Source organism: Streptomyces sp. NPDC032745 (assembly GCF_055579465.1).
The window spans coordinates 563,911-585,888 of the sequence record NZ_JBVING010000003.1; the positions used below are offsets into that span (position 1 = coordinate 563,911).

Annotated in this window: 21 protein-coding genes and 1 tRNA gene; 17 read left to right on the forward strand and 5 right to left on the reverse strand. The window is 72.0% G+C overall.

The features are described from left to right. The first annotated feature begins 141 nt into the window (after positions 1-141). Positions 142-633, forward strand: a complete 492-nt coding sequence (locus ACZ5WG_RS10450; RefSeq protein WP_053785428.1) for an ATP-binding protein — start codon at positions 142-144, stop codon at positions 631-633. Positions 634-749: 116 nt separating this feature from the next. On the opposite strand, the gene ACZ5WG_RS10455 is transcribed toward ACZ5WG_RS10450, so the two are convergent. After that, on the reverse strand, positions 750-2,216 hold the full coding sequence (locus tag ACZ5WG_RS10455; RefSeq protein ID WP_468722071.1) for an aminopeptidase P family protein: 1,467 nt from the start codon (positions 2,214-2,216) through the stop codon (positions 750-752). A gap of 87 nt (positions 2,217-2,303) precedes the next feature. Next, the gene (locus ACZ5WG_RS10460) at positions 2,304-3,908 is read right to left on the reverse strand and encodes a PP2C family protein-serine/threonine phosphatase (RefSeq protein WP_468722072.1); all 1,605 of its coding nucleotides are present in this window, start codon (positions 3,906-3,908) and stop codon (positions 2,304-2,306) included. Positions 3,909-4,315: 407 nt separating this feature from the next. Here ACZ5WG_RS10460 and ACZ5WG_RS10465 point away from each other — a divergent pair, with 407 nt between their 5' ends. Both ACZ5WG_RS10465 and ACZ5WG_RS10470 read left to right on the forward strand, forming a co-directional pair. Then, the gene (locus ACZ5WG_RS10465) at positions 4,316-5,014 is read left to right on the forward strand and encodes a bifunctional DNA primase/polymerase (protein WP_468722073.1); all 699 of its coding nucleotides are present in this window, start codon (positions 4,316-4,318) and stop codon (positions 5,012-5,014) included. A gap of 154 nt (positions 5,015-5,168) precedes the next feature. Further along, on the forward strand, positions 5,169-5,762 hold the full coding sequence (locus ACZ5WG_RS10470; RefSeq protein ID WP_468722074.1) for a hypothetical protein: 594 nt from the start codon (positions 5,169-5,171) through the stop codon (positions 5,760-5,762). 181 nt (positions 5,763-5,943) lie between these two features. Here the strand turns inward: ACZ5WG_RS10470 and ACZ5WG_RS10475 are convergent, their stop codons facing one another. The 3 genes from ACZ5WG_RS10475 to ACZ5WG_RS10485 all read right to left on the reverse strand — a co-directional run bounded on the left by ACZ5WG_RS10475 (position 5,944) and on the right by ACZ5WG_RS10485 (position 8,618). Then, positions 5,944-6,918: a DUF5926 family protein gene (locus ACZ5WG_RS10475; protein WP_468722075.1), complete on the reverse strand. Its 975-nt coding sequence runs from the start codon at positions 6,916-6,918 to the stop codon at positions 5,944-5,946. A 226-nt stretch (positions 6,919-7,144) separates the two neighbouring features. Beyond that, a complete protein-coding gene (locus ACZ5WG_RS10480) occupies positions 7,145-7,747 on the reverse strand; it encodes an ATP-binding protein (RefSeq protein WP_468722077.1) in 603 nt (200 codons plus the stop codon). An 85-nt stretch (positions 7,748-7,832) separates the two neighbouring features. Then, entirely contained in the window at positions 7,833-8,618 is a 786-nt protein-coding gene (locus ACZ5WG_RS10485; RefSeq protein ID WP_468722292.1) for a glycerophosphodiester phosphodiesterase, read from the reverse strand. A 236-nt stretch (positions 8,619-8,854) separates the two neighbouring features. Here ACZ5WG_RS10485 and ACZ5WG_RS10490 point away from each other — a divergent pair, with 236 nt between their 5' ends. From ACZ5WG_RS10490 to ACZ5WG_RS10555, 14 genes are all read left to right on the forward strand, one after another. Next, positions 8,855-10,420, forward strand: coding sequence for a S1C family serine protease (locus ACZ5WG_RS10490; protein WP_468722079.1), 1,566 nt, complete (start codon positions 8,855-8,857; stop codon positions 10,418-10,420). Positions 10,421-10,540: 120 nt separating this feature from the next. Then, positions 10,541-11,446, forward strand: coding sequence for a LysR family transcriptional regulator (locus ACZ5WG_RS10495; protein ID WP_468722081.1), 906 nt, complete (start codon positions 10,541-10,543; stop codon positions 11,444-11,446). Positions 11,447-11,545: 99 nt separating this feature from the next. After that, positions 11,546-12,100, forward strand: a complete 555-nt coding sequence (locus ACZ5WG_RS10500; RefSeq protein ID WP_468722082.1) for a cysteine dioxygenase family protein — start codon at positions 11,546-11,548, stop codon at positions 12,098-12,100. Then, on the forward strand, positions 12,100-13,158 hold the full coding sequence (locus ACZ5WG_RS10505) for a YeiH family protein (protein WP_468722083.1): 1,059 nt from the start codon (positions 12,100-12,102) through the stop codon (positions 13,156-13,158). Before ACZ5WG_RS10500 ends, ACZ5WG_RS10505 begins: the two co-directional genes overlap by 1 nt. Before the next feature lie 180 nt (positions 13,159-13,338). After that, positions 13,339-14,310 (forward strand): trypsin-like serine peptidase, encoded by a 972-nt coding sequence (locus ACZ5WG_RS10510; protein ID WP_468722085.1) that lies wholly within the window; start codon positions 13,339-13,341, stop codon positions 14,308-14,310. Positions 14,311-14,349: 39 nt separating this feature from the next. Next, positions 14,350-14,434: transfer RNA gene (locus ACZ5WG_RS10515), tRNA-Ser, on the forward strand. Positions 14,435-15,231: 797 nt separating this feature from the next. Beyond that, entirely contained in the window at positions 15,232-15,504 is a 273-nt protein-coding gene (locus ACZ5WG_RS10520) for a putative quinol monooxygenase (RefSeq protein ID WP_468722086.1), read from the forward strand. A 224-nt stretch (positions 15,505-15,728) separates the two neighbouring features. Continuing rightward, entirely contained in the window at positions 15,729-16,091 is a 363-nt protein-coding gene (locus ACZ5WG_RS10525; protein WP_468722088.1) for a DUF6344 domain-containing protein, read from the forward strand. A 634-nt stretch (positions 16,092-16,725) separates the two neighbouring features. Next, complete coding sequence (locus ACZ5WG_RS10530) at positions 16,726-17,031, forward strand: hypothetical protein (protein ID WP_468722089.1); 306 nt, start codon at positions 16,726-16,728, stop codon at positions 17,029-17,031. 195 nt (positions 17,032-17,226) lie between these two features. After that, positions 17,227-18,378, forward strand: coding sequence for an acyl-CoA dehydrogenase family protein (locus ACZ5WG_RS10535; protein ID WP_468722090.1), 1,152 nt, complete (start codon positions 17,227-17,229; stop codon positions 18,376-18,378). Then, positions 18,375-19,343 carry a bifunctional MaoC family dehydratase N-terminal/OB-fold nucleic acid binding domain-containing protein gene (locus ACZ5WG_RS10540; RefSeq protein WP_468722091.1) on the forward strand — a complete coding sequence of 323 codons (969 nt, stop codon included), beginning with the start codon at positions 18,375-18,377 and terminating at the stop codon, positions 19,341-19,343. The genes ACZ5WG_RS10535 and ACZ5WG_RS10540 overlap by 4 nt, the downstream gene beginning before the upstream one ends. Continuing rightward, positions 19,343-20,392 (forward strand): acyl-CoA dehydrogenase family protein, encoded by a 1,050-nt coding sequence (locus ACZ5WG_RS10545; protein WP_468722093.1) that lies wholly within the window; start codon positions 19,343-19,345, stop codon positions 20,390-20,392. The genes ACZ5WG_RS10540 and ACZ5WG_RS10545 overlap by 1 nt, the downstream gene beginning before the upstream one ends. Continuing rightward, a complete protein-coding gene (locus ACZ5WG_RS10550) occupies positions 20,389-20,772 on the forward strand; it encodes a MaoC family dehydratase (protein ID WP_468722095.1) in 384 nt (127 codons plus the stop codon). Before ACZ5WG_RS10545 ends, ACZ5WG_RS10550 begins: the two co-directional genes overlap by 4 nt. Next, complete coding sequence (locus tag ACZ5WG_RS10555) at positions 20,769-21,935, forward strand: lipid-transfer protein (protein WP_468722097.1); 1,167 nt, start codon at positions 20,769-20,771, stop codon at positions 21,933-21,935. Before ACZ5WG_RS10550 ends, ACZ5WG_RS10555 begins: the two co-directional genes overlap by 4 nt. Positions 21,936-21,978 lie beyond the last annotated feature (43 nt).

The window sequence follows — 21,978 nt, forward strand, 5'->3', positions numbered from 1 at the left end:
CTTCACCTCGGGTGTCCGCGCCGTGTGGAGGCCCGTGAGCCGCCGCATACACCGCTGCCCGGGAGTGCCGCATCGGCCGAATGAGGGCTGTGGCGCCCGCCGGGCGCTTACGCACCCCCGCGGGCGGCAATAGGTACCCGTATGAGCATCTGGTGGTCTCTCCACTTGAGGCGCGAAGCCGCGAGCGTGCCGCTCGCCAGGCGGTTGCTGCTGGGGACGATGGAGACCGCGGGGGTGGACCCGGACATCTCCTTCGATCTGTCGGTGGCACTGAGCGAGGCGTGCGCGAACGCGGTGGAGCACGGCGGCCCGGCGGCCGAAGCCGGTGTCGGCGCGGAACCGGATCCGGAGGCGTGCGCGGCGTACCGCGTCACGGCGTACCTGGACGGGGACTGCTGCCGCATCGAGGTGACCGATTCGGGCCCGGGTTTCCCGGCGGCGACGGTCGCGGGGCGCAGACCCCCGCCGGCCGGCCCCTCCGAGCCGTCGGAGAGCGAGCACGGCCGGGGCCTGTGGCTGATCGCGGAGCTCGCCGACCACGTCAGGCTCCGCAACCGGCCGGGCCGGGGTGCGGTGGTCAGCTTCGACAAGATCCTGAAATGGCGTGAGGGAGCGCTGCTGAAGGCGTCGTAGCCGCCCAAGTCCTCCCGGATACGCCGATGGACGGGACTCGCGTACGAGATCCCGCCCATCGGAGGTCAGCCGCCTGAGGTCGGCCTTCGCAGGCCGGCCGTCGCGGCCAGCCGGTATCAGCCCTTGAGGCGCGCCATCCAGGCCTCGACATCGGCCGAGGCACGGGGCAGCCCGGCCGACAGGTTCCGGTTGCCGTCCTCGGTGACCAGGATGTCGTCCTCGATCCGGACGCCGATCCCGCGGTACTCCTCGGGCACGGTCAGGTCGTCGGCCTGGAAGTACAGACCGGGCTCGACGGTGAGGCACACACCCGGCTCCAGCGTGCCGTCGACGTACGCCTCGGTGCGCGCGGCGGCGCAGTCGTGGACGTCCATCCCGAGCATGTGGCCGGTGCCGTGCAGGGTCCAGCGACGCTGCAGGCCGAGCTCCAGGACGCGCTCGACCGGGCCCTCCAGCAGGCCCCACTCGACGAGCTTCTCGGCGAGGACGTGCTGAGAGGCGTCGTGGAAGTCACGGAACTTCGCACCCGGCTTGACGGCCGCGATGCCGGCTTCCTGGGACTCGTACACCGCGTCGTAGATCTTGCGCTGGATGTCGGTGTACGTGCCGTTGATCGGCAGCGTGCGGGTGACGTCGGCGGTGTAGAGGGAGTGGGTCTCCACACCGGCGTCGAGCAGCAGCAGGTCGCCGGAGCGGACGTCGCCGTCGTTGCGGACCCAGTGCAGGGTGCAGGCGTGCGGTCCGGCGGCGCAGATGGAGCCGTAGCCGACGTCGTTGCCCTCGACGCGGGCGCGCAGGAAGAACGTGCCCTCGATGTAGCGCTCGGACGTGGCCTCGGCCTTGTCCAGGACCTTCACGACGTCCTCGAAGCCGCGGACGGTGGAGTCGACGGCCTTCTGCAGCTCGCCGATCTCGAAGTCGTCCTTCACGGCGCGTGCCTCGGAGAGGTAGACGCGCAGCTCCTCGTCGCGCTCCTTGGTGACCTTGTCGGTCAGAGCGGTCTCGATGACGGAGTCGTGGCCGCGGACGCCCCGCACCGGGCCCTCGGCCTCGGCCAGCTCGTCGGCGAGCTTGCGGACGTCCTTCGCGGGAATGCCCAGCAGCTGCTCGGCCTCGGCCAGGGAGTGGCGGCGGCCGACCCACAGCTCGCCCTGGCCGGAGAGCCAGAACTCGCCGTTCTCGCGGTCCGAGCGGGGCAGCAGGTAGACGGTGGCGGTGTGGCCGGTCTCGCCCGCGGGCTCGAGGACCAGGACGCCGTTCTCGGTCTGGTCGCCGGTCAGGTACGCGTACTCGGTCGAGGCGCGGAAGGGGTACTCGGTGTCGTTCGAGCGGGTCTTGAGGCGACCCGCGGGCACGACCAGGCGCTCGCCGGGGAAGCGCGCGGACAGCGCGGCGCGACGGGCGGCGGTGTGCGCGGCCTGGGCGATCGGCTCCAGCCCGTGCAGCTCGGTGTCGGCCCAGCCCGTGCGCATGTTCTCCGCGAGTTCGTCGCTGACGCCCGGGTACAGCCCGTTCTTGCGCTGCTTGTGCTTCTTCTGGGGCTGCTCTTCTTCCGGGGTCTCCGGGGTGAGCTCGTCAGCCACGTCTTCTCCTCAGCTACGACAGGACCGGGTATGGACCGCATCCATCGTATGTGCGAGGGGAAGACGCCCGGCGGCGGGTGTGATAAATCAGTCAAAACGGGCGGCGAGCAGGACGATGTCCTCCACCCCGTCCTCCGTGGCGGCCATGGCGGCGGTGGTCCCGGTGGCGGCCGCGGCGGCCGCGGATCCGGCGGGCGCGAGCGCCGGGTCGTCCTCCGGAAGCACCGTCCGCAGGATGTGGTCGCAGACGGCCGCCGGGTCGTCCCGGATGCCCCGGGGCACTCCGGCGGCCGCGGCGTGCAGCCGCGCGTAGGCCCGGTCCATCGGGTCGCCGGTCCGCCGCAGCAGCCCGTCGGTGTACAGCAGCACCGTTTCTCCAGGCGCAGGTTCGATCTCCACGCTCGGCGCTTCCCAGCACGACAGCATCCCGAGCGGCGCGGAGAGCGAGGTCTCCACGTACTCCGTGCGGCGTTCGCCGATGAGCAGCGGCGGGGCGTGTCCCGCCCCGGCCAGGATGATCTTCCGCTGGGCGGGCTCGCAGTACGCGAAGAGCGCGGTCGCGCAGCGCGCAGGCTCGGTCAGGCGCAGCAGCAGCTCCAGATCGGACAGGACCGCGACGGGGTCCTCCCCCTCCATGACGGCGTACGCGCGCAGCGACGCCCGCAGCCGCCCCATCGCGGCGACCGCGCTGGGCCCCGCTCCGGTGACGGAGCCGACGGCCAGCCCCAGGGCGCCCTCCGGCAGCGGCAGCGCGTCGTACCAGTCGCCGCCGCCGCGCGGTCCGGTGTGGTGGCGGGCGGCGAGCTGGACGCCCGGGATCCGCGGGAGCCGGCTGGGCAGCAGCTCCTCGGCGACCGTGGCCAGCCGGCTGCGGGACCGTTCCACCTCGAGCATCCGGGCCAGGTGTTCGGCGGCGTGCCGGACGTAGAGCCCGGCGAGATCGCGCTGGCGGTCGCTCGGCTCGGCCTGCTCGTCGTAGAGCCAGACGGCCGCGCCGAGCCGGCCGGTGGCCTCGGCGGTGAGCGGCAAGGCGTAGCTCGCGGCGTAGCCGAGCCGGGCGGCGACCTCGCGGTGGCGGGGGTCGACCGGGGTGCCGTACCCGCTCGAGCCGGGGACGGCGTCGGGTTCGGGGAGCACCTCGGAACCGCCGTGGGCGTCGGGGAGTCCGTCGAGGATCCGGCCGTACGAGGTCGCGGCGCGCGGGACGGTCTCGATGTGCCCGAGGTCCGCACGGCCGAGGCCGAGGCCGATCGTGGCCGTCGGGCCGAGTCCGTCGGAGGGCTCCAGGACGATCAGGCCGCGGCGGGCGCCGACGAGCGCGGCTCCGGCGCGCAGGAACTCCTGGAGGGAGGAGTCGAGGTCACGGGCGCGGGCGAGGCGTTCGGTGAGCTCGTGGAGGGTGGTGAGGTCGGAGACCATCCCCGCCAGGCGGTCCTGGATCAGAGTGCTCGGTGCGGGGACCGGTGCCGGGGCCGGTGCGGGGGCTGTTCGGGCGGGCGTGGGCGCCGCAGTGTGCGGGACCGCGGTAACTGCTGGATCGATTCCAGCCACTTTCGGCAGATGCGGGGCGCTCATGGCGTCCGCCTTTCCACCTGGTGCGATTCGCCATATAGCATCGCAAACCCCCAGATCGTGCTGCGCCGCCATCAATGAATCCACATCTACACGCACACGAGGATCGATGTCCAGCATTGCCCAGGTGGGAATCCTGGTGTCCGTGGGGCTGCAACTCACTGTCCAGCCAAGGCTAGAACTTGGCCGGAAAGAACTGGAAGCGGACGGTTTTTGCGATCGACTGGTCAGGCGCCGGAGTGGCTCCGGGTACCTAGTCGGTGGTGCCCGGGGAGAGTTGGCGCAGCCCGGTGGTCGCCGGGAACCGCCCGGCACGGGCCGTCGTCCTTAGCGGCGGCAGCCGGTCTCGGCACCGGCGCGGGTCGCGTTCCGCCCCCGCCGGACGTTTCATGGACCCGTAAGAAAACTGCACGAACCGTGTGAACCTGCTTCTGGCGGACAGTGACGCGAAACGTGTACGTGTGGTGAGACACCGGTTACATGGTGTGATGTGGCCCTCGGCGTTCAACGGAAAGGAACGAGCGCTCATGCGCGAGATCCTCGGAAGGCGTCTCCAGCGGCTTCGCAATCGCCTGAAATCCCTTCGCCCCGCCCCCGGGCAGAGCGGTGACCAGGCCCTCTTCGACGCGGCGCTCACCTGCGCCACCGCCTGGCAGTGGCCGGTGCTGCCCGGCGTCGGCCGCTCCGGCGCCGACAGCACCCGGTGCGCCTGCCCCGACCCCGACTGCGTCGTCCCCGGCGCCCACCCCTTCGACCCCGGGCTGCTGGCTGCGACCACCGACCCCCGGATGGTGGCCTGGTGGTGGACCAACCGGCCCACCGCACCCGTGCTGCTGGCCACCGGCGGGTCCGCGCCGTGCGCCGTGAGCCTGCCGGCCGCCGCGGCCGCGCGGGCCGTCGTACGGCTGGACGCGCAGGGGATGCGGCTGGGCCCGATCGTGGCCACCCCCACCCGGTGGTCGCTCCTGGTCGCGCCGTACTCGCTGGAGCGGCTCGGCGAACTCCTGTACGCCAAGGACCACGTGCCCTCCGCGCTGCGCTTCCACGGCGAGGGCGGCTACCTGTTGCTCCCGCCCTCCCCCGCGTCCGGCGGCGGGCAGGTGCGGTGGGAGCGCGAGCCCGCGGATGCCGGGGGACTCTGGCTGCCGGAGATCGAGGCCGTCGTGGACGCACTGGTCGAGGCGAGCAGCGGGGCCTCCGGCGGCGGCAGCCGGCTCGCGTACTGATCACGCACGGTGGGCGTACGGCCCGCGCGCGAGCGGCCGCAGCGGCGCGCCGGGCGCCCGCGGATCACTCGTACGGGTGCCAGTGCGACGAGTTTCCAAGGGAATTGGGCGCGGGGATCTCCGCGCCCCATTCCAGCATCGCTATGTTCGCCGAATGAATCTCCGCTTGATCGGTATCAGCGCGGGTGTGCTGATCATCTTGTCGCTCCCGCTGGCAGGAGCGATCGCCGGACCGGATTTCGCCGGTCAGGACGACGGAAAAGGCGGCGGGTTGCTCTCCTCGCTCGGGCTGGTCGATCCGGCGGGCGGATCCCGTGCGCCGGCGCCCGGTGCCCCGCCCGCGAGGCACGCCGGGCATCCGCAGGCCGGGCAGTCGCAGCCGGGTCCGTCCGAGCAGCCCCGTACGGATTCCCGGTGCGGCCCCGAACTCTCCTCCCCGCAAGGCGTGGAGGCGCAGACCTGCATCCTGGTGGGCGAGGGGCGGACCTGGGGCCGGAGCTACTACCGCAACACCACCGGGCACGCCCTGGACGCCGTCCTGACGGTGATGGGGCCCGCGGGGCGCACGGTGCAGATCCGGTGCGCGGTCGGGGCGGGCGACGAGCCGGGACTGTGCGAGACGCCGCGGGAGGACTCGGCGGGGGCGCCGGACGCCTACTCGGCCGTTGCGGAGTTTGCAGTTCCGGATGATGAAGGGCGACTGCTGCTGCGGTCCGGGAGCAACTCACCGGCACCGGCCGACGGTTGAGCGACGGCGGAAATGGAAGGGCCCGGTCGCTGGCGACGGGGGATGCACCAGCGACCGGGCTACAAGAACGGTAACAAGAGATCGCCTGTTCGCAAATTCGATCTCTGATATTCAGACACCGATTTGCAGGCGATTAGCGGGAGTTGTGACCCCAGTCACCGGTCCTGCAGGGGCCCGGCGGTCAGCTGAGCGTGACCTGGCGGTTGGTGAGTCCGCCGCGCGCCCGGCGCTCCTCCGCGGTCAGCGGGGCGTCCGCGGCCAGGGCCGTGGCCAGCCGCTCCGCGAACTCCGCCGCAGGCTTCTCCACGTCGTCGGCGGTCACTCCGGTCGGCAGGTCCCAGACGGGGACCATCAGGCCGTGCGCCCGGAAGGAACCGACCAGTCGGGTGCCTTCGCCGAGCGAGGAGGTGCCCGCGGAGTGCAGCCGCGCAAGGGCGTCGAGCAGCTTCTCCTCGGCGTGCGGCATGACCCAGCGCAGGTGGTTCTTGTCCGGGGTCTCGCACCAGTAGGCCGCGTCCACGCCGGCCAGCTTGACCGTCGGGATGGCGGCGGCGTTGGCGCGCTCGAGGGAGGCGGCGATCTCCGGGGAGGCGCTCTGGGCGCTCTCCGCATCCGGAATCCAGAATTCGAAGCCGCTGTGCACAACCGGCTCGAAAACGCCGTCCGTGTCCAGGAGATCCTGAAGTCGAGGACCCTCGGCGGGAACACGGCGGGCCGGAATCGGGGTACCCGGTTCCGCGACGAGCGCGCGCTCCAGCGTGTCGGCCATGTCCCGGGAGAGGTCCCCGGTGGTCGAGTCGTTCTGCAGGCCGAGCAGGACGGACCCGTCCTCGCGGCGCAGCGCCGGCCAGGCCATGGGCAGTACGGTCACCAGCGTGACGGAGGGGACGCCCTCGGGCAGGCCGCCCTTGAGCGTGAGCGGGATGGTCGCCGCGGGCACGAGCTCGCGCAGCGCGACCCAGTCGCACTCGCCGGGCAGGCCCTCGAAGGGGCGTGCCACGTGCTCGGTGACGGCGTGCGCGGCGGCTGCTCCGTGGCAGGCCTTGTAGCGGCGCCCGGATCCGCAGGGGCAGGGCTCGCGTGCGCCCACCACCGGGATCTCCCCGTTCTTGAGCTGCGGCTTTGCAGTCTTGGCTGCGGGGCGCTTCTTGGCCATCGTGGGTGTCTCCCGGTTGCGGCGGTACGGCGTTGTGTCTGGGCGCGAGCCTAGCCGTTCGTACCGCTGCAACCGGGAGGATGCGGCCGGGAGCACGGTCGGCGTGCGCTCCCGGCGGCCGCTCGTTCGGATGGCCGAAGGTGCGGGTGCTGCTGTCGGGGATCCTGGTCGGGTCCGCCTCGGGGATCCGTGCCGGGATCCGGGTCGGGTCCGCGTCGGTATCCGGTCACGGATTCAGATCGTCGAAGGCCGTGCTGAAGTCGATCGCCGGGGGCGCAACGCGCGTAGCGAAATCGTCGTGCCGGGGCCCACATGCAACGGTCACCCATACGGTGACCTCGCCTGCCGCTCCGTCCCGGACACCCCAGTTCTGGGCGAGGGCGCTGATGATGTTCAGCCCCCGGCCGCCGCGCGCTGTGACCGAGGGCGTGGCCGGAACCGGGCGGGTGGGACCGCCCCCGTCCGTGACCTCGACCGTCAGCCGCCCCGCCTTGTCGATGCGCCAGGCGGCGCGTATCTCCCCGTCCCCGATCTCCCCGGCGCCCAGCGGTCTGCCGTGTCGGCAGGCATTGCTGAGCAGTTCGGAAAGGATCAGTACGGCGTCGTCAACGACCGATTCGGACACCCCGCTCATACGCAATTGCTCACGCATGCGGCGTCTCGCCTCGCCCACGCCCGCAGGACCATGGCATACGTCCATGCACGACGACGTGGGCACTTCCTGTGCCACCACCAACGCCACCCCCGGAACCTCCTTAGCCCCACGCCATGGTCTGGATGCCCCAATGGCCTGGACCGGAAACCGACCGAGCAGAGCCCTCTGACGCATTCATGACCAGCGATTGCGGAGCGGATGCGCCGGGGCACACCCTGTCACGTGCGCGACCTGCGGGACGGGTGGGCAAAAGGGGACGTCAGCGCCCGAGCTGTGACAGAACTTGGCGCGGCCTGTTCGTAATGATCGCTTCTACACCCAGATCAGCGCAGAGCTGAACGTCTTCCGGTTCGTTAACGGTCCATACGTGTACGGAGTGGCCCGCGCTCTGGAGCCTGCGGATGAACCCGGGATGGCTGCGCACGATGCGCATCCCCGGACCGGCGATCCGTACCCCGGCCGGCAGCCGCCCGTCGCGCATCCGGGGCGAGATGAACTGCATCAGGTACACGGTCGGGATCGTCGGCGCGGCCGCCCGCACCCGGTGCAGGGAGCGTGCGGAGAAGCTCATGACGCGGACCGGGTGCGGGCCCTCGGCGGGCGGCGCGTCCAGCCCGAACCGCTTGAGGAGGAAGAGGAGGCGTTCCTCCACCTGTCCGGCCCAGCGGGTCGGGTGCTTCGTCTCGATGGCGAGCTGCACCGGCCGGTCGGCGTCGGAGACCAGCTCCAGCAGCCGCTCCAGGGTGAGCACGGAGGTGCGCTCGGGGTCGGCGTCCCAGTCGGGGGACTCCTCGCGGTCCTTCCAGGAGCCGAAGTCGAGGGCGGCGAGGTCGGCCAGCTCGAGGGCGGAGACGGCGCCGCGGCCGTTGGAAGTGCGGTTGACCCGGCGGTCGTGGACCAGGACCAGGTGGCCGTCGGCGGTGAGCCGGACATCGCATTCGAGGGCGTCGGCGCCGTCCTCGATGGCCTTGCGGTAGGCGGCCAGGGTGTGCTCGGGGGCATCCTCCGAGGCGCCGCGGTGGGCGACGACCTGGATGGGCGGCATTGCGTGGGTCACCGGGTCATGGTGCCACCGGGAAGGCGCCCGGTGTCGGGATCCGCCCTCCGGATGCGACCGAAATGCCGGAGATAAAGGATGGGGGAGATACACAGGTCCGGCTTACAGTGCTCTGACGGGTCATGGGGAAGGCTTTTCCCAGGAACTTGTGCGGCACGTCGAACGTTCAGTCGGGCCGAACCGCCAGTTTGTCTGAAGCCGTGTGTGACGAGGAGAAGAGCGCTGTGAGCACCGAGAACGAGGGCACCGCGGCCCCGACGCCCCCCGCGGCCCCGTCGGCACGCCCGGTGGCCGCTCCCGCCCCCGAGACGTCTGCCCACGCACCGGCCGCAGAGGCCCCCGCGGGCGCCCCGGCACCTGCTCCGACGGCACCTGCTCCGACGGCAGAGCAGGCCGCCGCCACTCATGCCCCCGCGCCGGCCGTGCCCGCCGCGGAGCCCGTCACCCAGCAGCTCCCGCCGACGCCCGCGCCGGGCGCGGAGCCGACGCAGCAGCTCCCGCCCACCCCCGCCCCGGCCTACGCCCAGGCCGCCGCGCCGCAGGCCCCGGCCGCGCACGGCGCCGAGGGCTGGCCGCCCCCGCCGCCCGGCGTCCCGGCGTACGGATCCGGCGGCCACGACGGCGGCGCCTGGGGCGCACCCCTGACCGCGGGCGGCATGCCGCCCGCCAAGCCGAAGGGCAAGGGCGGCCTGGTCGCCGCGGTGCTCGTGGCCGCCCTCCTCGCGGGCGGCGTCGGCGGCGGCATCGGCTACTGGGCCGCCGAGCGCAACGACAACGGCTTCGGCTCGACCACGATCACCGCGGGCAACACCCCCAAGGACCTCAAGCGGGAGGCCGGTTCCATCGCGGGCCTGGCCGCGGGCGCGCTGCCCAGCGTCGTCACCATCGAGGCCTCGGCCGGCGACGGCGAGGGCGGCACGGGCACCGGCTTCGTCTACGACCAGCAGGGCCACATCCTCACCAACAACCACGTTGTGGCTTCCGCCGCGAACGGCGGCAAGCTCTCGGCGACCTTCTCCGACGGCAAGAAGTACGAGGCCGAGGTCGTCGGCCGGGCCCAGGGCTACGACGTGGCCGTGCTCAAGCTGAAGAACCCGCCGGCCGGGCTCAAGCCGCTGCCGCTCGGCGACTCCGACAAGGTCGCGGTCGGCGACTCGACCATCGCGATCGGCGCCCCCTTCGGCCTGTCGAACACGGTCACCACCGGCATCGTCAGCGCCAAGAACCGACCGGTGGCCTCCGGGGACGGCTCCGGCAGCAAGAGCTCGTACATGAGCGCACTCCAGACGGACGCCTCGATCAACCCCGGCAACTCCGGCGGCCCGCTGCTCGACGGGCGCGGCGCGGTCATCGGCATCAACTCCGCCATCCAGTCGGCCGGCAACGGCGGCTTCGGCGGCGGGCAGGCCGGTTCGATCGGCCTCGGCTTCGCCATCCCGATCAACCAGGCGAAGAACGTCGCCGAATCGCTGATCAAGACGGGCAAGCCGGTCTACCCGATCATCTCCGTCTCAGTGGACCTCCAGGCCAAGACCGACGGCGCCAAGATCTCCGAGCAGGGCGCCCCCGCCAACGAGCTGGTCGACCCCAACGGTCCGGCCGGCAAGGCGGGCCTCAAGCCCGGCGACGTCATCACCCGGTTCGGCGACAAGTCGATCGACAGCGGCCCGACCCTCATCAGTGAGATCTGGACGCACAAGCCCGGCGACGTCGTGAAGCTGACCTACCTGCGCGACGGCAAGCCGAACACCGTCGACATCACGCTCGGCTCGCGGGTCGGCGACAAGTAACCACGGTTCCCCGGCCGGTCCCCGCGCGCGAGGACCGGCCGGGACCGCTGGCCTGATGGCGAGGGTCCGTGGGCGCGAATACGCCTACGGACCCTCCCAATGTCCGCTTATGCTTCCCACGTGTTCGATTCGCGGCACATACGTACTTTCCACGAAGTGGTCACCAACGGGTCATACTCGGCGGCCGCTCGCGTTCTCGGCTACACCCAGCCTGCTGTCACCCAGCAGATGAAGGCGCTGGAACGCGCCGTCGGCACCCCGCTGTTCACCCGGGTCGGCCGAAAGATGCAGCTCACCGAGGCCGGGGAGTCCATGGCCCGGCACGCCGAGTCCATCCTCGGCAGTCTCTCCGCCGCAGAGGCCCAGCTCAAGGCGTACGCACGCCTGCGCACCGGGCGGGTACGGCTGTGCGGCTTCCCCAGCGCCAACGTCACGCTCGTCCCGGAGGCCCTGAGCAGCCTGGCCAAGGAGCATCCGGGCATCCAGGTCGAGCTGCTGGAAGGGGAGCCCCCCGAGTCGCTGCGCCGGCTGGAGCGCGGGGAGTGCGACATCACCCTCGCCTTCACCTATCCCGGGCTCCATGAGGAGATTCCGGAGGAGGTCGCCGAGGTCAGACTCATGGAGGACCAGCTGACGGTGCTGCTCCCGACCGGGCACCCACTGGCCCGGCGGCGGGCCGTGCACCTGGCCGACCTGGCGGAGGAGCGGTGGATCGCCGGCTGTCCGCGCTGCCGGGCGAACCTGCTGCACGAGTGCGCCGAGCTGGGCTTCGTGCCCGACATCCGGTTCGCCACGGACGACAACCTGGTGGTGCAGAGCATGGTCGGGCAGGGCCTCGGCGTGGCGATGATGCCCGCACTGGTGCTTCCCTCCCTCTCCTTGAACAAGGTGTGCGGACGGGCGTTGCAGCCCGCCGCGCGCCGGCACATCGCCGCGCACGTCTACCGCGACCATCTGCGGATCCCGGCGACGTCCGTGGTCCTCAACGCGCTGAAGCAGGCGGCCTCCAACCGCGTGGGCTGCTGACCGTCTGGCGGCTCCTTCCCCGAATCCATAAGCACTGCTTGGGATTTCAGGTGAGAACTGTCGTTGGACGTGATGGGACGGCTGTCCGACGCTGCCCATATGACCACCACTACGCCGGCCCGTACGACCGCGAGGATGGCCGCCCTCGTCAGTGAGATCCGTACGGTCGTGGACCGGGGGCTGGCCCCGGACGTGACTGCCTACCTCGTCGGCGAGCGCGTCGCCCCGCACCTGGGCACGGCCGACCTGCTCACCCCCGAGCAGCGCGAAGGGCACCCGGACCGGTACCGGCAGCACGTCCTGCACGCGGAGCCGGACGGCAGCTTCTCGGTGGTCGCCCTGGTGTGGCTGCCCGGCCAGGAGACCGCCATCCACGACCACGTCTCCTGGTGCGTGGCCGGGGTGCACGAGGGCGAGGAGAGCGAGCTCCGCTACCGGCTGGCTCCCGCCGCCGGAGAGTCCTGTGCCCGGCTGGTGGCGACCGAGCAGGTGGTCAACGGCCCCGGCGACGTCTGCGGATTCGCCCCGCCCGGCGATATCCACAAGGTCCGCAACTCCTGTGGCACCACGGCGATATCCCTTCACGTCTACGGAGCCGACGTCATCCGCCTGGGCAGCAGCGTCCGCCGCGTCTATACGCTCCCCACCGACTGATGGCCCTGCTGAACCGCCCGGTACGCGGGGCGGAGACAGAAGGCGCAGGGCGTGTTTCACGTGAAACATCCTCGTCCTGGCCGGGGTTGGGGCTGGCGGCCGTGGGCGTGCTGGTGGCGTGGTGTGTGCACCGGCTGGTGCCCGACGTGCCCATGCTGACCGCGTCGGTGGTCCTCGGCATCGCGGTGGCCCATCTCCCGGGCATACGCGAGGTCGTACGCGGAGCAGCCCGGCCAGGGCTTTCGCTGGCCGGGCGGCGGCTGATGCGGATCGGCATCGTTCTGCTGGGCCTCGGCCTGGGCCTGGACCAGGTGCTCCGGCTGGGCTGGGCCACGGTGGCGATGGTGGCCGCGGTGGTCGCCGCGACCTTCTTCGGCACGCTCTGGCTGGGCCGCAGGCTCGGGCTCCCCGGCGACCAGCCGCTGCTGATCGCCACCGGGTACTCCATCTGCGGGGCCTCGGCGATCGGCGCGGTGAGCCAGGTGTCCGGCAGCGACGAGGAGGACGTGGCCGCCTCGGTGGCGCTGGTGACCCTGTGCGGGACGCTGGCCATCGCGGTCCTCCCCCTCCTCCAGGACCCGTTGGGGCTCTCCGACCCGGCCTTCGGCCGCTGGGTCGGCGCGAGCGTCCACGACGTCGGCCAGGTGGTCGCCACCGCCCAGACGGCGGGCCCGGGAGCGCTCGGCGAGGCCGTCCTGGTCAAGCTGATGCGGGTGGCCCTGCTGGCCCCGCTGGTGGCCGCCGTGGCCTTCTCCGTACGGGCACGCCGGCAGGGTGTGCGCACGTCCTCGGGCCGCCGCCCGGCGCCGGTGCCGCTGTTCGTGGCCGGGTTCCTGGCCGCGGCCGCGCTGCGCGCCACCGGGGTGCTGCCCGACGCGGCACTGGTGTGGGCGCACACCATGCAGGAACTGCTGCTTGCGGCGGCCCTGTTCGGACTCGGCAGTGCGGTGGACCTCCCCCGGCTGGCCAAGACCGGCGGACGGGCCGCGGTACTGGGGCTCGGCGCCTGGATCGTGGTGGCCGGCGTCTCGTACGCGGGAGTGCTGCTGACGATGTGACCCGCGGCCACCTTCCATCGACGGGAGTTCGCCAATTCCTGGCCGGAACCGACCGAACGTTCCGACCGTCTCCTGACTTCTCGTGCCGCGCGTGCGACTCTGCGGCCGATCCGCACCGACAGCTCTTCACCCCCACCCTGCCCGCTCCGACGGGACCGGGCACGGCAGAAGGAGTCCTGCGTGAATCGTCATCGCACGGCAGCATCGGTCCTCATGGCGGCGGGCGCCCTGATCGCGGGCGCGCTGACGTCGGCCACCCCCTCGGCCGCCGCAGACGCCCCGGCCTCGTTCAAGCAGCAGCCCAGCCAGGGTTTCTGGACCGCCGAGCGGATGCGCAGCGCCACCCCGCTGGACGTGACGGCAGCCCCCGGCGCCGGGCGTGCGCGGGTCGCGGCCTCGGACCGGCCCACGGCGGTCGCCCCGACGGCGGCGTCCTCCGCGGCGCCGTCCGCGGCGGCCTCCCCGACGGCGTTCCCGCAGGCGGGTGGCGCGTGGACGGGCGGCGGCGCGGTGGTCAAGACATCGGGCCGGGTCTTCTTCACCTTCGGAGACCGGACCGCATCCTGCTCCGGCGACTCCATCAGCAGCGCCAACGGCAGCACGGTCATCACCGCCGGCCACTGCGTGAAGTACCAGGGCACCTGGCACACCAACTGGATCTTCGTCCCCGCGTACGACAACGGGAACGCGCCCTACGGCCAGTGGTCGGCCACCAAGACCTTCGCCACCGACCAGTGGGCCGCCAGCGAGGACATGAACATGGACGTCGGCCTCGCCGTCGTCGCCCCACTGAACGGCCAGAAGCTGAGCCAGGTCGTCGGTGCCCAGGGGATCCTGTTCAACGGCGGCTACAACAAGAAGATGTACTCCTTCGGGTTCCCGGCGGCCGCGCCCTACGACGGCACCAAGCTGGTCTACTGCAGCGGGAACTCCGGCAAGGACTTCCTGCTGACCAAGGACCACGGCCTGGGCTGCAACATGACCGGCGGCTCCAGCGGCGGCCCCTGGTTCCAGGACTTCAACGAGTCCACGGGCCTGGGCACCCAGGTCTCGGTGAACAGCTTCGGCTACACCTTCCTGCCCAACCGGATGTTCGGCCCGTACTTCGGCAACGAAGCGAAGGCGGCGTACGACAAGGCCCAGAATTCCTGACCCAGCCGCCCCCCACCTGCCGGTACTCTGTACCGGCCAGGTGGGTTGCCCGAGCGGCCTAAGGGAACGGTCTTGAAAACCGTCGTGGCGCGAGTCACCGTGGGTTCAAATCCCACACCCACCGCATCAGGTCGGCGTCGCTGACCGGAAGGGGCGTCCCCCGTCAGGGGGGCGCCCCTTCGTCATGGGCGGGGTGCGTCCGGGGTGCGGAAGCGGCCGGGGGTGGTGCCTGGGCCTGCTCGAGGCGGATGGTCTGGGCCGGACCAGGGCGAGCGCGAGGTGGGCCATGGCGGCACCTGCGGTGATCACCCCGTCGGCGTGGGCCGGCATGTTGCTCTCGTCCAGTGCCACGCGCGGGTAGGCCTGCCGGAAGGCCGGGGCCAGCCACCAACTGGTGTTGGCGCCGAGCCCGTCCAGGCCCCCCCGCCTCGGCGAGGAGGAACGTGCTCGTGCAGGCCGCGGCCAGGGGGATGCCGTCGGCCCGTGCCTGCCGCAGGGCCTCGCGTTCCGGCCCCCGCTCCGCCACGCCACCCGGTCCAGCAGTGGTCCGGCTGCTCGGGGCCGGCGCCGGGCACGGCGAGGAGATCGGGCCGGGGCGCGTCCTCGACGGCGACGGCTTCGATCACGTGCCCGGAGGCGGTGCGTACGGCGCCGGAGCCGCTGACCCGGGTCAGCTCCCAGCGCGCCGGGGGATGGGGCAGCTCGGCGCGCAGCTCATTGGCCGTCTGCAGGACGTCGAGGACCGTGGCCGGCCCGGAGCCGAAGAGGTCGTCCATGACCAGCACCGAGGTCTGGATCTGCCACTGAGCGCGGCCGGGCGCCCGCTCCTGCGGTGGTCGTACCGCACGGCGCGCACCGCACAGCACCCATCGCGTGGCGCGCATCCCGCGGCGCGGTACGCCCCCTCAGAAGGAGACCTTCATGCCCAGCCCTTCCGTCCCCGACACCACCCGCGTGGGCCTGCTCACCGGCGCCCTGGCCCTGGCCGAGGAAGAAACCGGCACCACGGTCTGGTTTGCGCTGCGGCTCGGCCCGACCACGTTCGGCGTCTTCGACGCCTTCGGCAGCGACGAGGACCGCACCGCCCATCTCCAGGGGAGGATCGCCGCGGCTCTCATGGAGAACGCCCCGAAGCTGCTGGCCGGGGCCCCCGAGATCCTCCCGGTAGACGTCCTGGCCGCCAAGCTCGCCTGACGGGTCCGCCCGAGCGTCTCCGGGGCTGCGTCGAACACCTCGAGCCGACGGGGCCCTCCCGGCTCTTGGCGGCGTCAGCGTCGGCCGGCGGGTGGCGTTGCGCCCTTTGAGTGGTGTTTGTCGGAAGATCGGCGCGCGTGGTGGGGGTGCTGCGGTTGCGAATACATCATGACGAATGTATGCAGATCCGCCCGTCGGAACATCGCGAAACGAAGGACCCCGTCATGGCTCACCGCATCACCGTCACGTCGATCTGGACCGCAGTGGTCGCCGCCCTCGTGGCGCTGCTGGCCTCGCTCGGGTTCGGCGCCAAGGCCGCCAAGGCCGCCTCGGCCGTCGCTTCCGGCGCCCCCGCCGCTGCTCCTTCCCGCCGTGCGGACGCCGCCGTGCGCCGACCCGCCCGTCCGATGGGGCGCCGGACCTGGCGGGCGATGATGCGGGGCGGATCGCTCCCGCCGACCATCAAGCAGCGCATCCGCGCCGAGGCGCACGGCAAGGCCCCGTCGGTCCGCCGCTCGACCACCGCCGCCTCGCTGGCCGGGGGGACCTTCGGAGCCGGTCGAGAAGAGCTCGGGCTGGTCGCATAGCGCCCGTACGAGACGCATCGCGCACCTCGAACGGACGTAGCGGGCGGTACCCGTACCTGGCCGGCAATACGCAATACGCAATACGCGCATGCGATACGCGCACGCAGTACGCAGTACGCAGTACGCAGTGAGCAGCACGGAGTCGACAGCAGCAACGGCAGCAACACCAACACCAGCAGGCGCTGGAGCCCGGTCGGCAGGTCGCGACCGCGGATCGCGCCGGAGGTGTGCCCCCGGAGCGGGGCACGGGTGGGATGGCCCCGGCGGGCGCCGGGGGCGTGCAGGGGGCGTGAAGCTTGGCATTGCGGGGCCGCAGGCCCGGGAGACGGTGGGGTTCCCGGACGACGCGGCCCTTTTCGGCATGCCCGGCGCACAAGAGTTTGAGGGAACGTTTCGCCTCATGCGTGGCGGAGGTTTCAGCCCCCTCCGAGCCGCTGACCTGCGGTGTCGGGGCGCGAACGAGGTTTATCCGATGTTGCTCATGCTTGCGGGGGAATCGTGGGCTCCGGGGTGGTTCGCCGGGGATTCGGTGGGCAACTCTGGTCTCGCGACGTCGTCACCACACAGAACGACCGAGGCGGTCGGCCAACTGCCTTGGAGGAACTCCCACTTCGGTTTTCTGGAGGATTCAGACATGGCAAGCATCCGTACCGCCCGCGTCTTCGCCGCTGTCGCCGCTCTCCCCCTCGCCGTCGCCCTCTTCGGCGGTGTGGCCTCGGCCGACAACGGCTCCTTCGCGAACGACGGATCGAATGCGAGCGTCGCCAGCATCATCGGCAGCGGTGTCGGTGGGAACAACCACGGCAACTCGTCCACCTCCCAGCAGGTCGCCACCGGCTCGGGTGCGTCCAACCAGAACAACACCGCGCAGGTCAACGGCTCGGCCTTCACGGCGATCCAGCAGGGCAACCTCGCGGTCAACCTCCACCCCTGGTGGTAGACGCTCCCCGGGTCCTCTGAGTCTTGAGGGCGCCTGTGCCACCGGACCGGCTGGGGTCCGGTGGGGCAGGCGCCCTCGCGCGTCCGGACGACGATCCGGCCGAGCCCCTTCCGGGTTCTCCCGACCTTGACATCGACAGGGAATCTGACGGACAGTCAGGTTCACTCGATGATGTGATGCCGGGAGGCCAGCGCCGTGCACCTCGCCCCGACCGAAGGCCAGTTGCGGCTCCGCGCCGAACTGCGGGAGTACTTCCACGATCTGCTGCCGGACGGGCCTCCCGAGGACCCCGTCGCCCAGCGCGCACTGCTGCGCCGCATCGGCGCCGACGGACTGCTCGGCCTCGGCTGGCCCGTCGAGTACGGCGGCCAAGGGCGCGGCCCGGACGAGCAGTTCGTGTTCTTCGACGAGGCCTACCGGGCCGGCGCCCCCGTCTCCATGGTCACCCTCAACACCGTCGGCCCGACCCTGATGAAGTACGGGACCCCGGAGCAGAGGGACTACTTCCTGCCCCGGATCCTCCGCGGTGAGACCGTCTTCGCCATCGGCTACTCGGAGCCCGAGGCCGGCACGGACCTCGCCTCGCTGCGCACCCGCGCCGTACGCGACGGAGCCGACTGGGTCGTCGACGGGCAGAAGATCTTCACCTCCAACGCCCAGAACGCGGACTGGATCTGGCTCGCCTGCCGCACCGATCCCGACGCCCCCAAGCACAAGGGCATCTCGATCATCCTGGTGCCCACCGACGCCCCGGGCTTCGCCTGGACCCCGATCGACACGGTCGGCGGCCTCACGACCACGTCGACGTACTACGACTCCCTCCGCGTGCCCGCCGGCAACCTCGTCGGCCCCGAGCACGGCGGCTGGGGACTGATCACCAACCAGCTCAACCACGAGCGCGTGGCCCTCGCAGCCATCGGTATGCAGGCGGAGGACTTCTACACGGGCGCGCTCCGCCACGCCCGCACCCCCGATCCGGTCACCGGCGAACGCCCCGCCGACCTGCCCTGGGTGCAGTCCCGGCTCGCCGAGGCCCATGCCCGGCTGGCCGCCGTACGCCTCCTCAACTGGCGCCTCGTCCAGGACGTGGGCAGCGGCGCGCTGGCCCCCGGCGACGCCAGTGGCGTGAAGTTCCTCGGCACCGAGTCCACCGTCGAGGTGTACCGGATGTGCCAGGAGGTGGTGGGCGAGGAGGCTCTCGTACGGGGGCCTGCGGCCTTCGCCGGCGGCGAGCTGGAACGGATGAACCGGGCCGCCCAGATCAACACCTTCGGCGGCGGGGTCAGCGAGGTCCAGCGGGAGATCGTCGCCATGATGCGGCTCGGCATGAAGGGGAGGAAGCGATGACCGCCACGGCGGACCAGGCAGCGGGCGCGGGCGCCGAGGAGGCCGCCCTGTTCCACACGCTGCTCAAGGCCTTCGAGGGGCAGCCCGCAGCCACCGCGGGCCAGGGCAAGGACCCGGTCAACCTGCCCATGATCCGGCACTGGTGCGAGGCGATGGGCGACACCGACCCCGCCTACACAGGCCCGGACGCCATCGCCCCGCCCACCATGCTCCAGGCCTGGACGATGGGTGGGCTCTCCGGCCACGGCGACCGCTCCTCCGCCTACGACGAGCTCCTCGGGCTGCTCGACGACGCGGGCTGCACCTCCGTGGTGGCCACCGACTGCGAGCAGGAGTACCTGCGTCCGCTGCGCCCCAGCGACACGATCACCTACGACGCCGTCATCGAGTCGGTGTCCCCGCGCAAGACGACCAAGCTGGGCACCGGCCACTTCGTGACCACTCGCATGGACGTCCGCGCGGACGGCGAACTCGCCGGGACCCATCGCTTCCGGATCCTCAAGTACGTGCCCGCCGCCCCGCGCGGGAAGAAGCCCGCGGCCCGACGCCCCCGCCCGGTGGTCAACCGCGACAACCAGGGATTCTGGGACGGGGTCGCGGACCACAGGCTGCTGATCCAGCGCTGCACCGCCTGCGAGACCCTCCGCTTCCCCTGGCTGCCCGGCTGCAACGCCTGCGCGAGCCTGGACTGGGACACCGTCGAGGCCTCCGGCGCCGGCACGGTGTTCAGCTACGTCGTCATGCACCACCCGCCCTTCCCGGCGTTCACTGCGCATGAACACGCCGCTGCCGCGGCGGGCCCGTACGCGGTAGCCCTCGTCGAACTCGCCGAGGGCGTCCGGATGGTCAGCAACATCACCGGCGTCCCCTACGACAAGGTGCGCATCGGGCTGCCCGTGCAACTGGAGTTCCTGCGGGCCGACGAGGACCTGGAACTGCCGGTCTTCCGAGGGAGCGAGGGCTGATGGACTTCCACCCCACCGAGGAGCAGGCAGCGGCAGCCGGACTCGCCGCCCGGATCTTCCGCGACCTCGCCACGCACGAACGCCTCGCCGCCGCCGGCACCGGCAGCGATGCCGAACTGTGGAAGGCGCTCACCGCCGCCGGTCTGACCGCCGCCGTGGAGGACGTCGGCCTGCTCGGCCTGGTGCTGCTGCTGGAGGAGCTGGGCCGCACCACCGCGCAGGCCCCGTACGCCGCCACCTGCGTGTACGGGATCCTGCCCGTCGCCACGCACGGCAGCGCCGAGCAGCGCGCCCGGCTGCTGCCCGCCCTGGGCTCGGGCGAGGCGGTCGCCACCGGCGCCTTTCCGGCCCGCGGCCGCATCACCGCTTCGCCGGACGGCCGGCTGACCGGGACGGTCCCCGTCGTGCCCTGGCTGCGCGATGCCACGCACGTACTGGTCCCGGACGCCGACCGGGCGCTGTGGCTGGTACGGACGGACGCGCCCGGCGTGGGGACGGCAGACGTGGAGACCACGGCCCCCTGGTCGGCGGGCCGGCTCACCCTGGCCGAGTCCGAGGCGGAACCGCTGGGGGATGGCGGGGCCTACGAGGAGGTCCTGGCCACTGCCCGCACCGCCTTCGCCGGGCTGCAGGCGGGGGTGTGCGCAGGCTCCCTGGCCCGCGCGGTCGAGTACACCTCCACCCGCGAGCAGTTCGGCCGGCCGCTCTCCACGAACCAGGGGGTGATGCTGCGCGCGGCCGACGCGTACATGGACACGGAGGCGATCCGGGTCACCGCGTACGAGGCCGCCTGGCGGATCGACGAGGGACTTCCGGCGCGCGAGCACGCCCTGACCGCGGCCTGGTGGGCCTCGGAGGCGGGCAAGCGGGTCGTGCACGCGGGCCAGCACCTGCACGGCGGGATGGGCGCCGACCTGGACCATCCCGTCCACCGGCACTTCCTCTGGGGGCGCCAGCTGGACGCGTACCTGGGCTGCGGCAGCGAGCTGCTGGCCGAACTGGGCGCACTCCTGTCCGACCACGCCGTATCCGAGGGGGACCACGCATGAACGTCGGCGACACACTGGCGCCGCTGGAGATCCCGGTGACCCGCACGCTGATCGTCGCGGGCGCGATCGCCTCCCGCGACTACCAGGACGTGCACCACGACGCCTCGCTCGCGCGCGAGAAGGGCTCCCCGGACATCTTCATGAACATCCTGACCACCAACGGCCTGGTCGGCCGGTACATCACCGACCGCCTCGGGCCGGGCGCCGTCCTGCGCAAGGTGGCCATCCGCCTCGGCGCCCCCAACTACCCCGGCGACACCATGGTCCTGACCGGCACCGTGGCCGCCGTCGACGGGAACACGGTGGAGGTCCGGGTCGTCGGCGCAAACGGCATCGGCCACCACGTCACCGGCACGGTCACCGCGGAGGTGGCGGCATGAGCGTCCGGCACCGCGACACACTCGGCGGGCGCGCCGCCATCGCCGGCATCGGCGCGACCGAGTTCTCCAAGGACTCCGGCCGCAGCGAGCTGCGGCTCGCCGTGGAGGCCGTGCACGCCGCCCTGGACGACGCCGGTCTGACCCCCGCCGACGTCGACGGCTTGGTCACCTTCACCATGGACACCAGCCCCGAGATCACCGTGGCCCAGGCCGCCGGCATCGGGGACCTCTCCTTCTTCTCGCGCATCCACTACGGCGGCGGCGCGGCCTGCGCCACCGTCCAGCAGGCCGCCCTCGCCGTCGCCACCGGGGTCGCGGAGGTCGTGGTCTGCTACCGCGCCTTCAACGAGCGCTCCGGCCGCCGCTTCGGCTCCGGCGTGCAGCAGCGCGAGCCCTCGGCGGAGGGCGCGGCGCTCGGCTGGTCGCTGCCCTGGGGGCTCCTCACCCCGGCCTCCTGGGTGGCCATGACCGCCCAGCGCTATCTGCACGCCTACAACCTGACCCCCGAGGCCTTCGGCCATGTCGCGGTCACCGACCGACGGCACGCCGCGAACAACCCCGCCGCGTACTTCCACGGCAAGCCCATCACCCTCGCCGACCACGCCGCCTCGCGCTGGATCGTCGAACCGCTGCGGCTGCTGGACTGCTGCCAGGAGACGGACGGCGGCCAGGCGGTGATCGTCACCAGCACGGAGCGGGCCCGGGACCTGCGTCATGCTCCTGCCGTGATCACCGCGGCCGCGCAGGGCGCCGGCCGCCGCCAGGAGGCCATGACCTCCTTCTACCGCGACGACCTCACCGGGCTGCCGGAGATGGACGTGGTCGCCCGGCAGCTGTGGCGGACCAGCGGACTGAGGCCCTCGGACATCGACGTCGGCATCCTCTACGACCACTTCACCCCCTTCGTCCTGATGCAGCTGGAAGAGTTCGGCTTCTGCAAGCCCGGCGAGGCCGCCGACTTCGTGGCCGCGGACGCGCTGCCGCTCAACACCCACGGGGGACAGCTCGGGGAGGCGTACCTGCACGGCATGAACGGCATCGCCGAGGCCGTCCGCCAGCTACGCGGCACCTCCGTCAACCAGGTGGCGGGAGCCGCCCGTGCCCTGGTCACCGCCGGTACCGGGGTCCCGACATCCGGACTGATCCTCGGCGCCGACGGCTGAGGCCCGGCACTCGGCCCATCCCTCGGCCCGTCCCTGCGCGGCC

Excerpts from the sequence above, each read along its gene's own strand:
- ACZ5WG_RS10555 (WP_468722097.1), top strand. The coding sequence starts at position 20,769 with ATGAGCGTCCGGCACCGCGACACACTCGGCGGGCGCGCCGCCATCGCC.
- ACZ5WG_RS10475 (WP_468722075.1), bottom strand. The coding sequence starts at position 6,918 with ATGGCCAAGAAGCGCCCCGCAGCCAAGACTGCAAAGCCGCAGCTCAAG.
- ACZ5WG_RS10505 (WP_468722083.1), top strand. The coding sequence starts at position 12,100 with ATGGCCCTGCTGAACCGCCCGGTACGCGGGGCGGAGACAGAAGGCGCA.
- ACZ5WG_RS10470 (WP_468722074.1), top strand. The coding sequence starts at position 5,169 with ATGAATCTCCGCTTGATCGGTATCAGCGCGGGTGTGCTGATCATCTTG.
- ACZ5WG_RS10500 (WP_468722082.1), top strand. The coding sequence starts at position 11,546 with ATGACCACCACTACGCCGGCCCGTACGACCGCGAGGATGGCCGCCCTC.
- ACZ5WG_RS10465 (WP_468722073.1), top strand. The coding sequence starts at position 4,316 with ATGCGCGAGATCCTCGGAAGGCGTCTCCAGCGGCTTCGCAATCGCCTG.
- ACZ5WG_RS10485 (WP_468722292.1), bottom strand. The coding sequence starts at position 8,618 with ATGCCGCCCATCCAGGTCGTCGCCCACCGCGGCGCCTCGGAGGATGCC.
- ACZ5WG_RS10450 (WP_053785428.1), top strand. The coding sequence starts at position 142 with ATGAGCATCTGGTGGTCTCTCCACTTGAGGCGCGAAGCCGCGAGCGTG.
- ACZ5WG_RS10540 (WP_468722091.1), top strand. The coding sequence starts at position 18,375 with ATGACCGCCACGGCGGACCAGGCAGCGGGCGCGGGCGCCGAGGAGGCC.
- ACZ5WG_RS10550 (WP_468722095.1), top strand. The coding sequence starts at position 20,389 with ATGAACGTCGGCGACACACTGGCGCCGCTGGAGATCCCGGTGACCCGC.
- ACZ5WG_RS10525 (WP_468722088.1), top strand. The coding sequence starts at position 15,729 with ATGGCTCACCGCATCACCGTCACGTCGATCTGGACCGCAGTGGTCGCC.
- ACZ5WG_RS10480 (WP_468722077.1), bottom strand. The coding sequence starts at position 7,747 with ATGCGTCAGAGGGCTCTGCTCGGTCGGTTTCCGGTCCAGGCCATTGGG.
- ACZ5WG_RS10530 (WP_468722089.1), top strand. The coding sequence starts at position 16,726 with ATGGCAAGCATCCGTACCGCCCGCGTCTTCGCCGCTGTCGCCGCTCTC.
- ACZ5WG_RS10460 (WP_468722072.1), bottom strand. The coding sequence starts at position 3,908 with ATGCTGGACATCGATCCTCGTGTGCGTGTAGATGTGGATTCATTGATG.
- ACZ5WG_RS10545 (WP_468722093.1), top strand. The coding sequence starts at position 19,343 with ATGGACTTCCACCCCACCGAGGAGCAGGCAGCGGCAGCCGGACTCGCC.
- ACZ5WG_RS10520 (WP_468722086.1), top strand. The coding sequence starts at position 15,232 with ATGCCCAGCCCTTCCGTCCCCGACACCACCCGCGTGGGCCTGCTCACC.